Below are 14,247 nucleotides of genomic sequence, written 5' to 3' on the forward strand. Positions count from 1 at the left end.
TACCGGTTGCGCGGACATTGTGCAGCGCGGTGGCGGCTCTCCCGCCGTTACGTGGCGGCGTGCCAAAACCCGACCGATCGGTCACCAACAAATCGTCAGATTACTGTAAGCTGCGTTGAAAATTGTGCGCTGCGGCTGGCAGCAGCCGGCGTGCAACGGGCCAGACGTCGGCCCGCCCACCAGACATGACGCCAGCAAAAGGAGAAATTGACGATGTACATCGGCATCCCGCAGGAGACGCGGGCCGGCGAGACTCGCGTCGCCGCCACCCCGGAGACCGTCAAGAAGTACGTTGCACAAGGCCACAAGGTCGTGGTGCAGGCGGGTGCCGGCGTACGGGCCAGCCAGCCCGACGGCGCCTATGAGGCCGTCGGCGCGACCATCGGCAGCGCCGCCGAGGCGCTTGGCGCTGACCTGGTGCTGAAGGTGCGGGCGCCGGAAGCCGCAGAGCTGGCGCAGATGAAGCCTGGCTCGGTGCTGGTGGGCATGCTCAATCCGTTCGATGCCGAGAACAACGCGCGCATGGCTGCGGCATCGGTCACCGCGTTCGCGCTCGAAGCCGCGCCGCGCACCACGCGCGCGCAGAGCATGGACGTGCTCTCCTCGCAGGCCAATATCGCCGGCTACAAGGCCGTGCTGGTCGCGGCCCACCACTACCAGCGCTTCATGCCGATGCTGATGACCGCCGCCGGCACCGTCAAGGCCGCGCGCGTGCTGATCCTCGGCGCCGGCGTGGCCGGCCTGCAGGCGATCGCCACGGCCAAGCGCCTGGGTGCCGTGATCGAGGCCTCGGACGTGCGCCCGGCCGTCAAGGAGCAGATCGAATCGCTCGGCGCGAAATTCCTCGACGTCCCGTTCGTGACCGACGAAGAGCGCGAGATCGCGCAGGGCGTGGGCGGCTATGCCCGACCAATGCCGCCGGACTGGATGCGCCGCCAGGCCGAACTGGTGCACGAGCGCGCCAAGCAGGCCGACATCATCATCACCACCGCGCTGATCCCGGGCCGCAAGGCGCCGGTGCTGCTGCAGGAAGACACGGTCAAGCAGATGAAGCCCGGTTCGGTGGTGGTCGACCTGGCTGCGGCTCAAGGCGGCAACTGCCCGCTGACCGTGGCCGACGAAGTAGTCGAGCGCCATGGCGTCACCTTCGTCGGGCACACCAACCTGGCCAGCATGGTCGCGGCCGACGCCTCGGCGCTCTATGCCCGCAACGTGCTGGACTTCCTCAAGCTGGTCATCGACAAGGACGGCCAGTTCACGCTCAACCTCGAAGACGACATCGTCGCCGCCTGCCTGATGTGCAACGGCGGCGAAGTCGTGCGCAAGGCGGCGTGAGTCTTTCCGGCGCCCGCGGGCGCCGGCTGCATTTCGCATCAATATAAGGACGTATCACCCATGCAACGCATCATGCTCCGCGCCAAGCTCCACCGCGTCACCGTGACGCAGGCGGACCTCCACTACGAGGGCTCGTGCGGCATCGACGAGGACCTGCTCGAAGCTGCCGACATGAAGGAGTTCGAGAAGATCGACCTGTACAACGTGCAGAACGGCGAACGCTTCTCCACGTATATCATCAAGGGCAAGCGCGGCAGCGGCGAGATCTCGCTCAATGGCGCCGCCGCACGCCGCGCGCATATCGGCGACCATCTGATCATCTGCACCTACGCGCCGATGAGCGACGAAGAGATCGCCACGTACAAGCCGAAGATCATCCTGGTCGACGAGAAGAACGGCATCAAGGAAATCAAGAAGGTCTAAGCCCATGACGGCCAGCCTGTGTCGGGATTCCGTAGCGAAGGCGGCACCGTGGCGTGCCCGCCTTGGCATGCGGTTCGCGCAGGCGGCCGGCATTGGCCTGCTGGCATTGTGCGCGGCGTGCGGCACATCGGGCGGCGGCAGTTCGTCCCGTGCCGCAAGTGCTGCCGCCACCAGCGGCCCCAAGCTGCTCGACCCGTTGCCCGCGTGGCGCGACGGGGCGGCCAAGCAGTCCATCCTGAATTTCGTCAGCAAGACCACCACGCCGGGCAGCCCCGAATTCGTCTCGCCCGAGGACCGCATCGCCGTGTTCGACAACGACGGCACGCTGTGGCGCGAGGACCCGGTGGTGGAGCTGCTGTTCGTGGTCAACCGCGCGCAGGAGCGCGCGCGGGCCGAGCCGGCACTGGCCAGTCGCTCGCCCTACAAGGAATTCCTGGCCGATCCCGCGGCCTATTTCAAGTCCACCGGGGAGGCGGGCGCCGTGCGCCTGCTCAACGAGCTTTACGGCAATACCTCAGTCGACGCCTTCCAGGAAGACGCGCGGCGCTATGTCGCCAGCGCGCGCCATCCAAAATCCAAGGCTTCGCTGCGCGAAAGCACCTACCAGCCGATGCTGGAGCTGCTGGCATTGCTGCGCGCCCACGGCTACCAGACCTGGATCTGCTCGGGTGGCACGACGGACTTCATGCGCGTCGTGTCCCAGTCCTTCTACGGCATTCCCCCGCAACAGGTCATCGGCTCCCGGCTTTCCGCGCAGTTCCGCGAACACGGCCGCGACAACGAAATCTGGCGCGAGCCGAAGTTCGAAAGCTTCAACGACAAGCAGATGAAGCCGGTCAACATTGCGCTGCAGATCGGCAAGCGGCCGGTGTTCGCCGCTGGCAATGTCGGCGGCAAGGGCGATATCGCCATGCTGTCGTATTCGCAGGCGCGCAAGGGGCCTTCATTCCAGCTGCTGGTCAACCATGACGACGCCGAGCGCGAATCGGCGTATGCGGAAAACGACGGTGGATCGCTGCACGCGGCCTCGGAGCGCGGCTGGACCGTGGTGAGCATGAAGCGCGACTGGGCCCGTGTGTTCCCGGCCCCGGGCGCGGCGGCGGCAACGCTGGCACCGGTGCTCGCGCAGGCGCCTTAGCGGCCCGCGGCATCCCGGTCGTTCGCATTCCAATACAGACAACGCAGGCGGCATCCAGGATTCAATGCAAGGGAGGAGAAGTCGATGGAGATGGTGAACCACACGGTGATCAACCTGATCATCTTTGTGCTGGCGATCTACGTGGGTTACCACGTGGTGTGGACGGTAACGCCCGCGCTGCACACCCCGCTGATGGCCGTGACCAATGCAATCTCGGCCATCATCATCGTCGGCGCCATGCTGGCAGCCGGCCTCACCGAGGGCGCCACGGGCCGTATCATGGGCACGCTGGCCGTGGCCCTGGCTGCCGTCAACGTGTTCGGCGGCTTCCTGGTGACCCAGCGCATGCTGGAGATGTTCAAGAAGAAAGCGCCCAAGGCCAAGGCCGGCGCCAAGGAGGGTGCGTGATGACCGAACTCGTCAGCATGAACCTTGTCACCCTGCTCTACCTGGTCGCCTCGGTCTGCTTCATCCAGGCGCTGAAGGGGCTCTCGCACCCGGCATCGGCCCGCAAGGGCAACGCCTTCGGCATGATCGGCATGGCCATTGCCGTGGTCACCACGCTGGTGCTGATCATCAAGCTCAAGAACGAGTTCCTGGCGGCCGGCACGGCGCAGTCCTCGGTTGCTTCGGGCCTGGCGCTGATCTTCGGCGCGCTGGTGGTGGGCGGCGGCATCGGCGCCTACGTGGCAAAAAAGGTCGAGATGACCAAGATGCCCGAGCTGGTCGCCGCCATGCACTCGCTGATCGGTCTGGCCGCGGTATTCATCGCGGTGGCAGCCGTGGCGGAACCCTCCGCTTTCGGCATCAGCCCGGCGGGTTCGCATGAGATCCCGACCGGTAACCGGGTCGAGCTGTTCATCGGCTGCTTCGTCGGCGCCATCACCTTCTCGGGCTCGGTGATCGCCTTCGGCAAGCTGGCCGGGCGCTACAAGTTCCGCCTGTTCCAGGGCGCGCCGGTGGTGTTCGCCGGCCAGCACATGCTGAACCTGGCGCTGGCCGTCGCAATGGTCGGCTTCGGCATTGCGTTCTTCATGACGCAGGACTGGCTGCCGTTCCTGGTGATGCTGGCCATTGCCTTCGTGCTCGGGGTGCTGATCATCATCCCGATCGGCGGTGCCGACATGCCCGTGGTGGTGTCGATGCTGAACTCGTACTCGGGCTGGGCGGCCGCCGGCATCGGCTTCTCGCTGAACAACCCGATGCTGATCATCGCCGGCTCGCTGGTGGGTTCGTCCGGTGCCATCCTCTCGTACATCATGTGCAAGGCGATGAACCGCTCGTTCTTCAACGTGATCCTGGGCGGCTTCGGTGGCGACACGGCAGCGGCCGGCGCGGCCGGTGCGCAGGCCCAGCGCAACGTGAAGTCAGGCTCCGCCGACGACGCGGCCTTCCTGATGGGCAATGCCGAGACCGTGATCATCGTGCCGGGCTATGGCCTGGCCGTGGCGCGCGCGCAGCACGCATTGAAGGAACTGGCCGAACTGCTGTCCGAGAAGGGCGTGACGGTAAAGTACGCGATCCACCCGGTGGCCGGCCGCATGCCAGGCCACATGAACGTGCTGCTGGCCGAGGCCGAGGTGCCGTATGACCAGGTCTTCGAGATGGAGGACATCAACAGCGAGTTCGGCCAGGCCGACGTGGTGCTGGTGCTGGGCGCCAACGACGTGGTGAACCCGGCGGCCAAGACCGATCCCCAGTCGCCCATCGCCGGCATGCCGATCCTGGAGGCCTACAAGGCCAAGTCCATCATCGTCAACAAGCGTTCGATGGCGTCCGGTTACGCGGGGCTGGACAACGAGCTGTTCTACATGGACAAGACCATGATGGTATTCGGCGACGCCAAGAAGGTGGTCGAGGATATGCTCAAGGCGGTGGATTAACCACGGGACGACCCCGGATCTGTGCAGGATACGACACGCTGCCGCCCGCCGTGGCGGCAGCGCGTTATACTGGCCTGCGCTGACTTCCCAGCGTTGCTGCATGGCCCGAACGCACCATGACCTTCAACCCGCACGACAGGAACCTGTCGGTTTTCCATCACCCGATCCTGACCGTCCTGGTCGATGACAGCAAATCGTTCATCGACAGCCTGGCATTCCAGATGGACGCGTCGCGCGCGGTGGTCACCTTCACGGACCCGCGCGAAGCGCTGCAGTGGATCCGCGACGCCTACGCCACCCGCTTTCCCGCCTTCCTGCCGGTGCGGGTCACGCACGACGACCTGACCTTCCTCACCGAGCGGCGCACGGTGCAGCTCGACATCGACCGCATCCATCGCCAGATCCACGACGTCAACCGCTTCCTGCAGCCTGGCGTGATCGTGGTGGATTATTCGATGCCGCAGATGGACGGGCTGGAATTCTGCCAGGCGCTGCAGGACCTGCCGTGCAAGACCATCCTGCTGACCGGCACCGCCGATGAGAGCATCGCCGTGCAGGGCTTCAACCATGGCCTGATCGACCGCTACGTGAAAAAGCACGAAGCCAATATGGTCGAGCGCCTGGACCAGGAAATCGACGCCTTGCAGCAGCAGTATTTCGCCACGCTGTCACGCACCTTGCGCGAGCTTTTGACGCGGCATTCGTACTCGTTCCTGTCCGACCCGGCCATGACCGAGCGCGTGCGGCAGATCACCGCGCGCTATGGCTTCGTCGAGTACTACCTGTACCCGAATCCGGTCGGCATCCTGATGCTGACGGCGCAAGGCCATGCCACCCTGATGGTGATCGAAACCCGCGCCGGACTGATGAGCCAGGTCGAATCGGCCGAGGCCTACGACGCGCCGGCGGCGCTGATCGAAGGCCTGCGCGAAGGCCGCCTGGTGCCCTTCTTCTGGCCTGGCAACGGCATGTACACGCCGGCCTGCGTGGACTGGGAGCAATATTGCCTGCCGGCCGAACGTTGCGAGGGGCGCGAGGAATATGTCTACGCCCTGTTCGACCTGCCGCGCCACCTGCTGCAGGAGCCTGTGGTCAGCCAGCAGGCCTTCCTGGCCGACTTCGCGCGCAATCCCGACGCGCTGACGGGCCGCAAGCGGCCCTGACGTTCAGCCGGCCGCCCATCCGGCTATTCAGGCTATTCAGGCCACTCAGGCCGGCTGCGGCCCGCGGTTGCCGCCTCGCACCATGTCAAAGCGGAACAGGCGGCACTCGATATTGCCGTTGTAGAGCGGCGTGCGCCGCGACTCCTTGAGCCGCAAGCGCTTCGGCATCGCCAGGTCCCCGGTAAAGACCCAGGCCTGCCAGCCTGCGAAGTTCTGCTTGAGCGTCGTGGCAAAGGCGCTGGCGAACTGGTTGGCGGCGGCTTCCTCGGCTTCGTCGCGCGGCATTTCATCCTGGGACTGGCGGCGCTCGCCGCGCACCACGATCCGTTCACCGTACGGCGGATTCATCAGCAGCAGGCCAGGCTCGGCGAACGGCGGCTGCGTGAAACGCGCATCCACCTGCTTGGTACGCGCTGAGTCGGGCAGGCCGGCGCGCGTCCAGTTGGCCTGCGCCATGGCCAGCATGTCAGTGGAGATGTCCGATCCGGCAATCTGCAAGCCCTCCGCCGAGGCGAGCATGCGGGCGCGCTGGGCATCCGCCTTGAGCTTCTGCCAGGCCTTGGTGTCGGCGCCCTTGAGCCATTCGAAGGCAAAGCTGCGGCTGCCGCCCGGCGCGATATCCAGCGCCACCTGCGCGGCTTCGATCAGGAAGGTGCCGCTGCCGCACATCGGGTCGTAGAACGGGCGGTTGGTCTGCCCCCGCACCCAGCCCGCCAGGCGCAGGATGCCCGCTGCCAGGTTCTCCTTGAGCGGGGCCTCGCCCTTCTCCATGCGCCAGCCGCGCTTGAACAGCGGCTCGCCGGTGGTATCGAGGTACAGCGTGCAGTCGTGCTCCGTCAGGTGGGCATAGATGCGCACATCCGGGCTGACAGTGTCCACGCTGGGCCGCGCGCCCAGTCGTTCGCGCATGCCATCGCAAACGCCGTCCTTGATGCGCAGCGCGGTGAAGTTCAGGCTGCGCAGCGGCGACTTGGTGGCGGTCAGGTCCACGCGGATCGACTCGTCGGGCGAGAACCACTGCTCCCAGCGCTGGTTGCGTACCAGTGCGTAGATATCGTCCTCATGCCGGTAGCCGCGCGCGGCCACGCGCATCAGCACGCGGCTGGCAATGCGCGAGTGCAGGTTGACGGCGTATGCCGCCGCCAGCTCGCCCGAAAAACTGACGCCGCCCGGCACCTCGCGATGCACCTCGAACGGGGCCAGCGACGCCATTCCGGGCCGCGCGGCGATTTCGCGCAGTTCTTCGGCCAGCGCGCCCTCGAGGCCGCGCGGGCAGGGAGCAAAGAAAGCTTGGGTCATGGATTCGGGTTTCCTGCAAACAAAAACGTCCGCCGTGGCGGACGGGAAGATCAGATTAGCCTAGGCGACGGTTCAACTGGCCGCCAGTGCGCGGTCCAGGAAGTCGAGCCGGTCCTGGCCCCAGTAGGGCTGGCCATCGTAGACGTACCACGGGGCGCCGAACACGCCCGCCGAGATCGCGTCCTGCGTATTCTGCGCGTAGGCGGCCTGCACGGCCTGCCCCTCGCTGGCCTTGAGCAGGCTGGCGCCATCGAGCCCCGCCTCATCCGCAAGCTGCGCGAGCGTGGCGGCATCCGCGATATTGCGCTGCTGGGCCCACAGCGCCGTGCCGATGGCGCCCACGAGCTGCATGGCGCGCGCAGTGCCGTGGGCGAGCTGGGCCGCGATGATGAGCTTGCTGGCCGGATCGCCGGACACCGGGAAATACGTCGGCTGCAGGTTCAGCGGCTTGCCCAGGAACTCGCTCCAGCGGGCCAGCTCGACCAGCCGGTACGCCTGGCGCTGCGGCGGACGCTGCGCGAGCGGCAAACCGCCGGACACCGAGAATACCTTGCCGAGATCGCACGGCTTCAGGTTGACCTGGGCGCCATGGGCGGCCGCGATGGCGGCAAAGCGCTCATGCCCCAGGTAGACGTACGGAGACTGCGGCGAGAAATAGTAATCGACCTGCTTGCTCATCTTGCGCTCGATTGGGAAAGTCCCTGCGGACCGGGTTTCAGAACGGCTTGACCACCACCAGGATCACCACCGCCAGCAGCACCAGCACGGGCAGCTCGTTGAACCAGCGGTAGAAGGTATGCGAGCGGGTGTTGCGGCCCGCCTCGAACTTCTTCAGCAGCCTGCCGCAGCCGTGGTGGTAGCCGATCAGCACCAGCACCAGCGCCAGCTTGGCATGCATCCAGCCCTGCCCCGGTCCGCGGCCGATGCCGTAGCCGAGGTACAGCCACAGCCCGAACACCACCGCCGGCACGGCCAGCATGGTCATGAAGCGGTACAGCTTGCGCGCCATCAGCAGCAGGCGCTGCGTGCCGGCGGGCTCGGTCTCCATGGCCAGGTTGACAAAGATGCGCGGCAGGTAGAACAGGCCGGCAAACCAGGACACGACAAAGACGATATGAAGCGCTTTGACCCAGAGCATTCAGCGAAGCGTTGCGGCAGCGGTTGTTGTTGTTCGCGGCGGGCACGGCGTGCCCGCCGCAGTTCTCAGGTGCGGATCTCGCCGTGGCCGAACACTACATACTTCAGCGACGTTAGCCCTTCCAGCCCGACCGGGCCGCGTGCGTGCAGCTTGTCGTTGGAGATGCCGATCTCCGCGCCCAGGCCGTACTCGAAGCCATCGGCAAAACGCGTCGACGCGTTGATCATCACGCTGGCCGAATCGACCTCGCGGATGAAACGCATGCCGGTCGAATAGTTCTCGGTGATGATCGAATCGGTATGGTGCGAACCGTATTCGTTGATATGCGCGACGGCCTCGTCCAGGCCGGGAACGGTCTTGATGGCGAGGATCGGAGCTAGGTATTCCAGGCGCCAGTCTTCCTCGGAGGCATCGACGAGTCCGCCGAAGCCGGCGGCCTCCAGCGTGGCGCGGGTTGCCGGGCAGACGCGCAGCTCGACGCCCTTTTCCTGGTAGATGCGGCATAGCGGCGGCAACGCGCGCGCGGCGATGTCCTGCGACACCAGCAGCGTCTCCATCGTATTGCACGGCGCGTAGCGCTGGGTCTTGGCGTTGTCGCAGACGCGCACGGCCTTGTCGAGGTCGGCGTCGGCGTCGATGAACACGTGGCAGATACCGTCCAGGTGCTTGATCATCGGCACGCGCGCTTCTTCCATCAGCCGCGCGATCAGGCTCTTGCCGCCGCGCGGGACGATCACGTCGACGTATTCGGTCATCGTGATCAGGCGGCCGACCGCGGCACGGTCCGTGGTTTCGATGACTTGCACGGCCTCGGGCGGCAGGCCGGCGGCAGCCAGCCCCTCGGCCACCAGCGCGGCCAGCGCGGTGTTGGATTCGATCGCCTCCGAACCGCCGCGCAGGATGGTGGCATTGCCCGACTTCAGGCACAGCGCCGCCGCGTCGATGGTCACGTTGGGCCGCGACTCGTAGATGATGCCGATCACGCCGAGCGGCACGCGCATCTGGCCGACCTGGATGCCGGTCGGGCGGAACTTCATGTTCGAGATCTCGCCGATCGGATCGGCCAGCGCGGCAATCTGCTCCAGGCCCTCGGCCATGGTCTTGATCGCCTTGTCCGACAGGGTCAGGCGGTCGACAAAGGCGGCGTCCTGGCCGTGGGCGCGGGCACGCTCGACATCGCGTGCGTTGACGGCCTTGAGCTTGTCCGCATCACGGCGGATCGCCGCGGCAATGGTCAGCAGCGCACGGTTCTTGTCGGCGGTGGAGGCACGCGCCATCGCGCGCGATGCCGCGCGTGCCTGGCGGCCGACGCGGTCCATGTATTGGTTGAGGTCGAGCTCGGTCATGTCAGTGGCCGGCCGGGAGGACGGCCGTCAATGTGTGTTCCTCCCCTCTCCCGCGCGCGGGAGAGGGGTTGGGGGTGAGGGTCGGAGCGTCTCGTGGCGATATCGCCCGATTTACCGCCTGCCCTCACCCCCGGCCCCTCTCCCGCAAGCGGGAGAGGGGAGCAAACCTTCGCGGATGCAAGCCTTAGCGCGCGATCATCAGCGCCAGTTGCTGCAGGCCATCCCATGGCTCTGCCGGCAGCGGGCCGCTGCCCGGTGGCGGCAGGTCGGACAATCCCTTCACCTGCCGGTCCAGCCGCGCGGCCATGGACAGCGCCGCATCGAGCCGCGCCTGCGTCAGCCGCTGCGCCGCCTGCGGCACCAGGCGTTCGCGCGGGCCCCAGACCCGCAGCTCGCGCATCAGCACGGCGGCGGGCTTGCCGGCCGCAATGCCTTGCCGGACCTTGGATAATACGCGAATTTCCTCGGTCAGCGCCCACAGCACCAGCACCGTGGCCTCGCCCTCGCCGCGCAGTCCTTCGAGCATGCGCACCAGGCGCGGTACGTCGCCGCCCAGCATGGCTTCTGACAGCTTGAAAACGTCGTAGCGGGCCACGTTGAGCACCGCATCGTGCACCTGGTCGAAGCTCAGTTCGCCGGGCGGGTACAGCAAGCCGAGCTTCTGGATTTCCTGGTGGGCCGCCAGCAGGTTGCCTTCCACCTTGTCGGCAATGAACTGCAGCGCGCGCCGGCCGGGCTCGCCGCCTTCCACGCGCTGCTGCTGCAGTGCCAGGCGCTCGCCCACCCAGGCCGGCAGCCGGGTACGGTCCACGGAGTCGACCTTGATCGACACGCCCGCGCCCTCCAGCGCCTGGAACCAGGCCGACTTGGACGCGGCGAAATCGAGTCGCGGCAGCGTGACCAGCATTACCACGTCGGGCGACGGCTGGGCCGCCACGGCGCGCAGCGCCTCGCCGCCATCCTTGCCAGGCTTGCCCGACGGAATGCGCAGCTCGACGATCTTGCGGTCGCCGAACAGCGACATCGACTGTTGCGCCTCGACCAGCTGGCTCCAGTGGAAATTGCGCTCCGCCACGAGTACATCGCGCTCGGAGAAACCCGCCTCGCGCGCGGCCTGGCGCAGTCGATCGACCGCCTCGAGCACCAGCAGGTGCTCGTCGCCGTGAACCACATACAGCGGCGCCAGGCCCTTGGCCTTGGCCTGCCGCAGGTGGGCGTCAAGTCCGTCTAGCTTGAGCTGCATGCCGGTGCGGTGCGTCCGTTCGCGCTCAAATGGCCTTGACCGCGGCCAGCCGGCGCATCAGCTGCTGCACGATGTCGCGCTGCATGTCGCGGTAGAGCTGCTGCTCTTCGTAGTCCTTGGCCAGCGTATTGGCTTCGTTGTAGGTCAGGTCGCGCGTGAGGATGAGTTGCGACGGCGGGATCAGCTCCTTGCCGGCGGCATCGCGCAGGCGGAAGCTGAAGCGCTGCGTCAGGCGGTATTCGCGCACCACCCCTTCCGTCGTGATCGACAGGATGGTCTTGGTACGGGTGTCCTGCAGCACGTCCAGCAGCGCGTCGGCCTCTTTCTGGTCAGCCACGATCACGGTGTCCGATCCGCCGCGGATCGCGCGGCGCAGATCCGAACCCATCAGCGTATTGGGCGGAATGCCGATGTAGAGCCGCTTGAACGCGAAGTCGGCATTGCCGCGCATGTGGAAGCCGCAGCCCGCCAGCAGGCCGGTAGCCAGCATGGCGGCGAGCAGCTTGCGGCGGCCCTTGTCCAGTCGATCCATTCTCGGCAATTCCTTCATCCGCTTGTCGGTTTCCGATCCCTGCGCTTACAGCACCACGTTGACCAGCCGGCCAGGCACGACCACGATCTTCTTGGGCGCCTTGCCCTCGGCAAACTTGGCCACGGTCTCGCTGGCGGCGGCCGCGGCCTCGATGGCGGCGCGATCGGCGTCAGCCGGCACGGTCACGCTGCCGCGCACCTTGCCGTTGATCTGCAGCACCAGTTCGATCTCGCTGCGCACCAGCGCGCTTTCATCCACTTGCGGCCACGGGGCGTCGAGCAGGTCGCCGGCTTCGACGGCGTAGCCCAGCGCCTCCCACAGGCCATGCGTGATGTGCGGCACCACCGGGTACAGCACGCGCAGCAGGATGCCGAAGCACTCGCGGCGCGCGGCCGGCGAGGCATTCTTGGCGCCTTCGAGCGCATTCAGCATCTTCATCGTGGCCGAGACCACGGTGTTGTACTGGATGCGCTGGTAGTCGTAGTTGGCCTGCTTGAGCACGCCATGGATCTCGCGGCGCAGGTCCGCATCCTCCGCGCCCGGCGCGGCACCGGCGCCATCGTGCACGGCAGCGGCGTTGGCATAGCCATAGTTCCACACGCGGCGCAGGAAGCGCGAGGCGCCTTCCACGCCCGAACCGCTCCACTCGAGCTGCTGCTCGGGCGGCGCGGCGAACATCACGAACAGTCGCGCGGTATCGGCGCCGTACTGGTCGATCAGCGCCTGCGGATCGATGCCGTTGTTCTTGGACTTCGACATCTTCTCGACGCCGCCGATCACCGCCGGCTGGCCGTCGGCGATCAGCGTGGCACCCACCGGGCGGCCGCGCTCGTCGGTCCGCAGGTCGACCTCGGCCGGGTTGTACCAGTGCTTCTTGCCCGAGGCGTCCTCGCGGTAATAGGTCTCGTTGAGCACCATGCCCTGCGTGAGCAGGTTGGTGAACGGCTCGTCGAACCTGACCAGGCCCAGGTCGCGCATGACCTTGGTCCAGAAGCGCGCATACAGCAGGTGCAGGATCGCGTGCTCGATGCCGCCGATGTACTGGTCCATCGGCATCCAGTAGTCGTTGCGGGCATCGACCATGGCGGCCGCGTCCGGGCAGGTATAGCGCATGTAGTACCAGCACGAATCGATGAAGGTATCCATCGTGTCGGTCTCGCGGCGCGCCGGCTTGCCGCAGGACGGGCAGGTGCACTGCAGGAAGCGCGGATCCTTGTTCAGCGGATTGCCGGTGCCGTCCGGCACCAGGTCTTCCGGCAGCACCACCGGCAGGTCCTTCTCAGGCACCGGCACCACGCCGCAGCTGTCGCAGTGGATCAGCGGGATCGGCGTGCCCCAGTAGCGCTGGCGCGAAATGCCCCAGTCGCGCAGGCGCCAGGTCACCTTCTTCTCGCCCAGGCCCATCGCGCCGAGGTCGGCGGCGATCGCCTCGACCGCCGCCTGGTAGCCGAGGCCGTTGTACTTGCCGCTCTCGACGCAGACGCCGTTTTCCTTGTCGCCGTACCATTCCTGCCACGCTTCGGTGGAGTACGGCTGGCCCTTCACGTCGATGACCTGCCTGATCGGCAACTGGTACTTGTTGGCGAAGGCGAAGTCGCGCTCGTCGTGCGCGGGCACGCCCATCACGGCGCCGTCGCCGTAGCTCATCAGCACGTAATTGCCGACCCACACGTCGACCTTCTCGCCGGTGAGCGGATGCGTGACCTGCAGGCCGGTCGGCATGCCCTTCTTTTCCATGGTCGCCATGTCGGCTTCCATGACCGAACCGTGCTTGCATTCGTCGATGAAGGCAGCCAGTTCGGGATTGTTCGCGGCGGCGTGCGTGGCCAGCGGGTGTTCGGCGGCCACGGCGCAGAACGTCACGCCCATGATCGTGTCGGCGCGCGTGGTGAACACGTACAGCTTGCCGTCGTTGATCGGCTTGCCGTCGTCGCCCGGGATGTCATGCGTGAACGCGAAGCGCACGCCCACGCTCTTGCCGATCCAGTTCTGCTGCATGATCTTGACGCGCTCGGGCCAGCCGAGGTTGTCCAGGTCGCCGAGCAGCTCCTCTGCGTAGTCGGTGATACGCAGGTAGTACATCGGGATCTCGCGCTTCTCGACGATAGCGCCCGAACGCCAGCCGCGGCCATCGATGACCTGCTCGTTGGCCAGCACGGTCTGGTCGACCGGATCCCAGTTGACGGTGCCGGTCTTGCGGTAGGCAATGCCCTTCTCGAGCATCTTCAGGAACAGCCACTGGTTCCAGCGGTAGTAGTCCGGGCTGCAGGTGGCGACTTCGCGCGACCAGTCGATGGCCAGGCCCATCGACTGCATCTGCTTCTTCATGTAAGCGATGTTGTCGTAGGTCCAGGCGGCCGGCGCCACGCCGTTGTTGAGCGCGGCGTTTTCCGCCGGCATGCCGAAGGCGTCCCACCCCATCGGCATCAGCACGTTGTTGCCATTCATGCGCAGGTAGCGCGCCATCACGTCATTGATGGTGTAGTTGCGCACGTGTCCCATGTGCAGCTTGCCCGACGGATACGGCAGCATCGAGCAGGCATAGAACTTGGGCTTTTCCTTGCCGTCGGGGCCGGTGGCATGCTCGGACACGCGGTAGGCGTCGATCGCCTGCCAGTGCTGCTGGGCGGCTTGTTCAACGGCGGAAGGAAGGTATTTGTCTTGCATGGTCGGGACAACGTTCAGGACAACGGTCTGCGCGGCGTCTGAGAGGCCCGCATCCGGGGGACAGGAAGGCAGACGGCGGG

At 66.4% G+C, this 14,247-nt stretch carries 13 protein-coding genes; 6 read left to right on the plus strand and 7 right to left on the minus strand.

All coding sequences use genetic code 11. The features are described 5' to 3' along the window. The first annotated feature begins 213 nt into the window (after positions 1-213). The 6 genes from CupriaWKF_RS14000 (at position 214) to CupriaWKF_RS14025 (ending at position 5,942) form a co-directional block, all read left to right on the plus strand. Positions 214-1,335, plus strand: coding sequence for a Re/Si-specific NAD(P)(+) transhydrogenase subunit alpha (locus tag CupriaWKF_RS14000; protein WP_276098448.1), 1,122 nt, complete (start codon positions 214-216; stop codon positions 1,333-1,335). A 60-nt stretch (positions 1,336-1,395) separates the two neighbouring features. Continuing rightward, positions 1,396-1,758 (plus strand): aspartate 1-decarboxylase, encoded by a 363-nt coding sequence (panD, locus tag CupriaWKF_RS14005; protein WP_276098449.1) that lies wholly within the window; start codon positions 1,396-1,398, stop codon positions 1,756-1,758. Positions 1,759-1,762: 4 nt separating this feature from the next. Continuing rightward, entirely contained in the window at positions 1,763-2,896 is a 1,134-nt protein-coding gene (locus tag CupriaWKF_RS14010) for an HAD family hydrolase (RefSeq protein WP_276098450.1), read from the plus strand. 84 nt (positions 2,897-2,980) lie between these two features. Then, complete coding sequence (locus CupriaWKF_RS14015) at positions 2,981-3,304, plus strand: NAD(P) transhydrogenase subunit alpha (protein WP_276098451.1); 324 nt, start codon at positions 2,981-2,983, stop codon at positions 3,302-3,304. After that, a complete protein-coding gene (locus tag CupriaWKF_RS14020; RefSeq protein ID WP_276098452.1) occupies positions 3,304-4,779 on the plus strand; it encodes an NAD(P)(+) transhydrogenase (Re/Si-specific) subunit beta in 1,476 nt (491 codons plus the stop codon). Before CupriaWKF_RS14015 ends, CupriaWKF_RS14020 begins: the two co-directional genes overlap by 1 nt. A 116-nt stretch (positions 4,780-4,895) precedes the next feature. Further along, the gene (locus CupriaWKF_RS14025; protein WP_276098453.1) at positions 4,896-5,942 is read left to right on the plus strand and encodes a response regulator; all 1,047 of its coding nucleotides are present in this window, start codon (positions 4,896-4,898) and stop codon (positions 5,940-5,942) included. A 45-nt stretch (positions 5,943-5,987) separates the two neighbouring features. On the opposite strand, the gene CupriaWKF_RS14030 is transcribed toward CupriaWKF_RS14025, so the two are convergent. The 7 genes from CupriaWKF_RS14030 to leuS all read right to left on the minus strand — a co-directional run bounded on the left by CupriaWKF_RS14030 (position 5,988) and on the right by leuS (position 14,167). Continuing rightward, entirely contained in the window at positions 5,988-7,241 is a 1,254-nt protein-coding gene (locus CupriaWKF_RS14030; RefSeq protein ID WP_276098454.1) for a class I SAM-dependent RNA methyltransferase, read from the minus strand. Between the two features lie 72 nt (positions 7,242-7,313). Next, entirely contained in the window at positions 7,314-7,919 is a 606-nt protein-coding gene (locus CupriaWKF_RS14035) for a 2-hydroxychromene-2-carboxylate isomerase (RefSeq protein ID WP_276098455.1), read from the minus strand. A gap of 37 nt (positions 7,920-7,956) precedes the next feature. Further along, positions 7,957-8,379, minus strand: coding sequence for a CopD family protein (locus CupriaWKF_RS14040; protein ID WP_276098456.1), 423 nt, complete (start codon positions 8,377-8,379; stop codon positions 7,957-7,959). A 65-nt stretch (positions 8,380-8,444) separates the two neighbouring features. Next, positions 8,445-9,725, minus strand: a complete 1,281-nt coding sequence (locus CupriaWKF_RS14045; RefSeq protein ID WP_276098457.1) for a glutamate-5-semialdehyde dehydrogenase — start codon at positions 9,723-9,725, stop codon at positions 8,445-8,447. Between the two features lie 184 nt (positions 9,726-9,909). After that, positions 9,910-10,968, minus strand: coding sequence for a DNA polymerase III subunit delta (holA, locus tag CupriaWKF_RS14050; RefSeq protein ID WP_276098458.1), 1,059 nt, complete (start codon positions 10,966-10,968; stop codon positions 9,910-9,912). A 25-nt stretch (positions 10,969-10,993) separates the two neighbouring features. Further along, positions 10,994-11,500 carry an LPS assembly lipoprotein LptE gene (lptE, locus tag CupriaWKF_RS14055; RefSeq protein WP_276098459.1) on the minus strand — a complete coding sequence of 169 codons (507 nt, stop codon included), beginning with the start codon at positions 11,498-11,500 and terminating at the stop codon, positions 10,994-10,996. 45 nt (positions 11,501-11,545) lie between these two features. Next, positions 11,546-14,167, minus strand: a complete 2,622-nt coding sequence (gene leuS / locus CupriaWKF_RS14060) for a leucine--tRNA ligase (RefSeq protein WP_276098460.1) — start codon at positions 14,165-14,167, stop codon at positions 11,546-11,548. Between the last annotated feature and the right edge of the window lie 80 nt (positions 14,168-14,247).

This window comes from Cupriavidus sp. WKF15, from assembly GCF_029278605.1.
In the GTDB taxonomy this organism is placed as follows: domain Bacteria; phylum Pseudomonadota; class Gammaproteobacteria; order Burkholderiales; family Burkholderiaceae; genus Cupriavidus.

What these genes read in the sequence shown, in the direction of transcription:
- CupriaWKF_RS14000 (WP_276098448.1), top strand. Translation starts at nt 214, where the DNA reads ATGTACATCGGCATCCCGCAGGAGACGCGGGCCGGCGAGACTCGCGTC.
- panD (WP_276098449.1), top strand. Translation starts at nt 1,396, where the DNA reads ATGCAACGCATCATGCTCCGCGCCAAGCTCCACCGCGTCACCGTGACG.
- CupriaWKF_RS14010 (WP_276098450.1), top strand. Translation starts at nt 1,763, where the DNA reads ATGACGGCCAGCCTGTGTCGGGATTCCGTAGCGAAGGCGGCACCGTGG.
- CupriaWKF_RS14015 (WP_276098451.1), top strand. Translation starts at nt 2,981, where the DNA reads ATGGAGATGGTGAACCACACGGTGATCAACCTGATCATCTTTGTGCTG.
- CupriaWKF_RS14020 (WP_276098452.1), top strand. Translation starts at nt 3,304, where the DNA reads ATGACCGAACTCGTCAGCATGAACCTTGTCACCCTGCTCTACCTGGTC.
- CupriaWKF_RS14025 (WP_276098453.1), top strand. Translation starts at nt 4,896, where the DNA reads ATGACCTTCAACCCGCACGACAGGAACCTGTCGGTTTTCCATCACCCG.
- CupriaWKF_RS14030 (WP_276098454.1), bottom strand. Translation starts at nt 7,241, where the DNA reads ATGACCCAAGCTTTCTTTGCTCCCTGCCCGCGCGGCCTCGAGGGCGCG.
- CupriaWKF_RS14035 (WP_276098455.1), bottom strand. Translation starts at nt 7,919, where the DNA reads ATGAGCAAGCAGGTCGATTACTATTTCTCGCCGCAGTCTCCGTACGTC.
- CupriaWKF_RS14040 (WP_276098456.1), bottom strand. Translation starts at nt 8,379, where the DNA reads ATGCTCTGGGTCAAAGCGCTTCATATCGTCTTTGTCGTGTCCTGGTTT.
- CupriaWKF_RS14045 (WP_276098457.1), bottom strand. Translation starts at nt 9,725, where the DNA reads ATGACCGAGCTCGACCTCAACCAATACATGGACCGCGTCGGCCGCCAG.
- holA (WP_276098458.1), bottom strand. Translation starts at nt 10,968, where the DNA reads ATGCAGCTCAAGCTAGACGGACTTGACGCCCACCTGCGGCAGGCCAAG.
- lptE (WP_276098459.1), bottom strand. Translation starts at nt 11,500, where the DNA reads ATGGATCGACTGGACAAGGGCCGCCGCAAGCTGCTCGCCGCCATGCTG.
- leuS (WP_276098460.1), bottom strand. Translation starts at nt 14,167, where the DNA reads ATGCAAGACAAATACCTTCCTTCCGCCGTTGAACAAGCCGCCCAGCAG.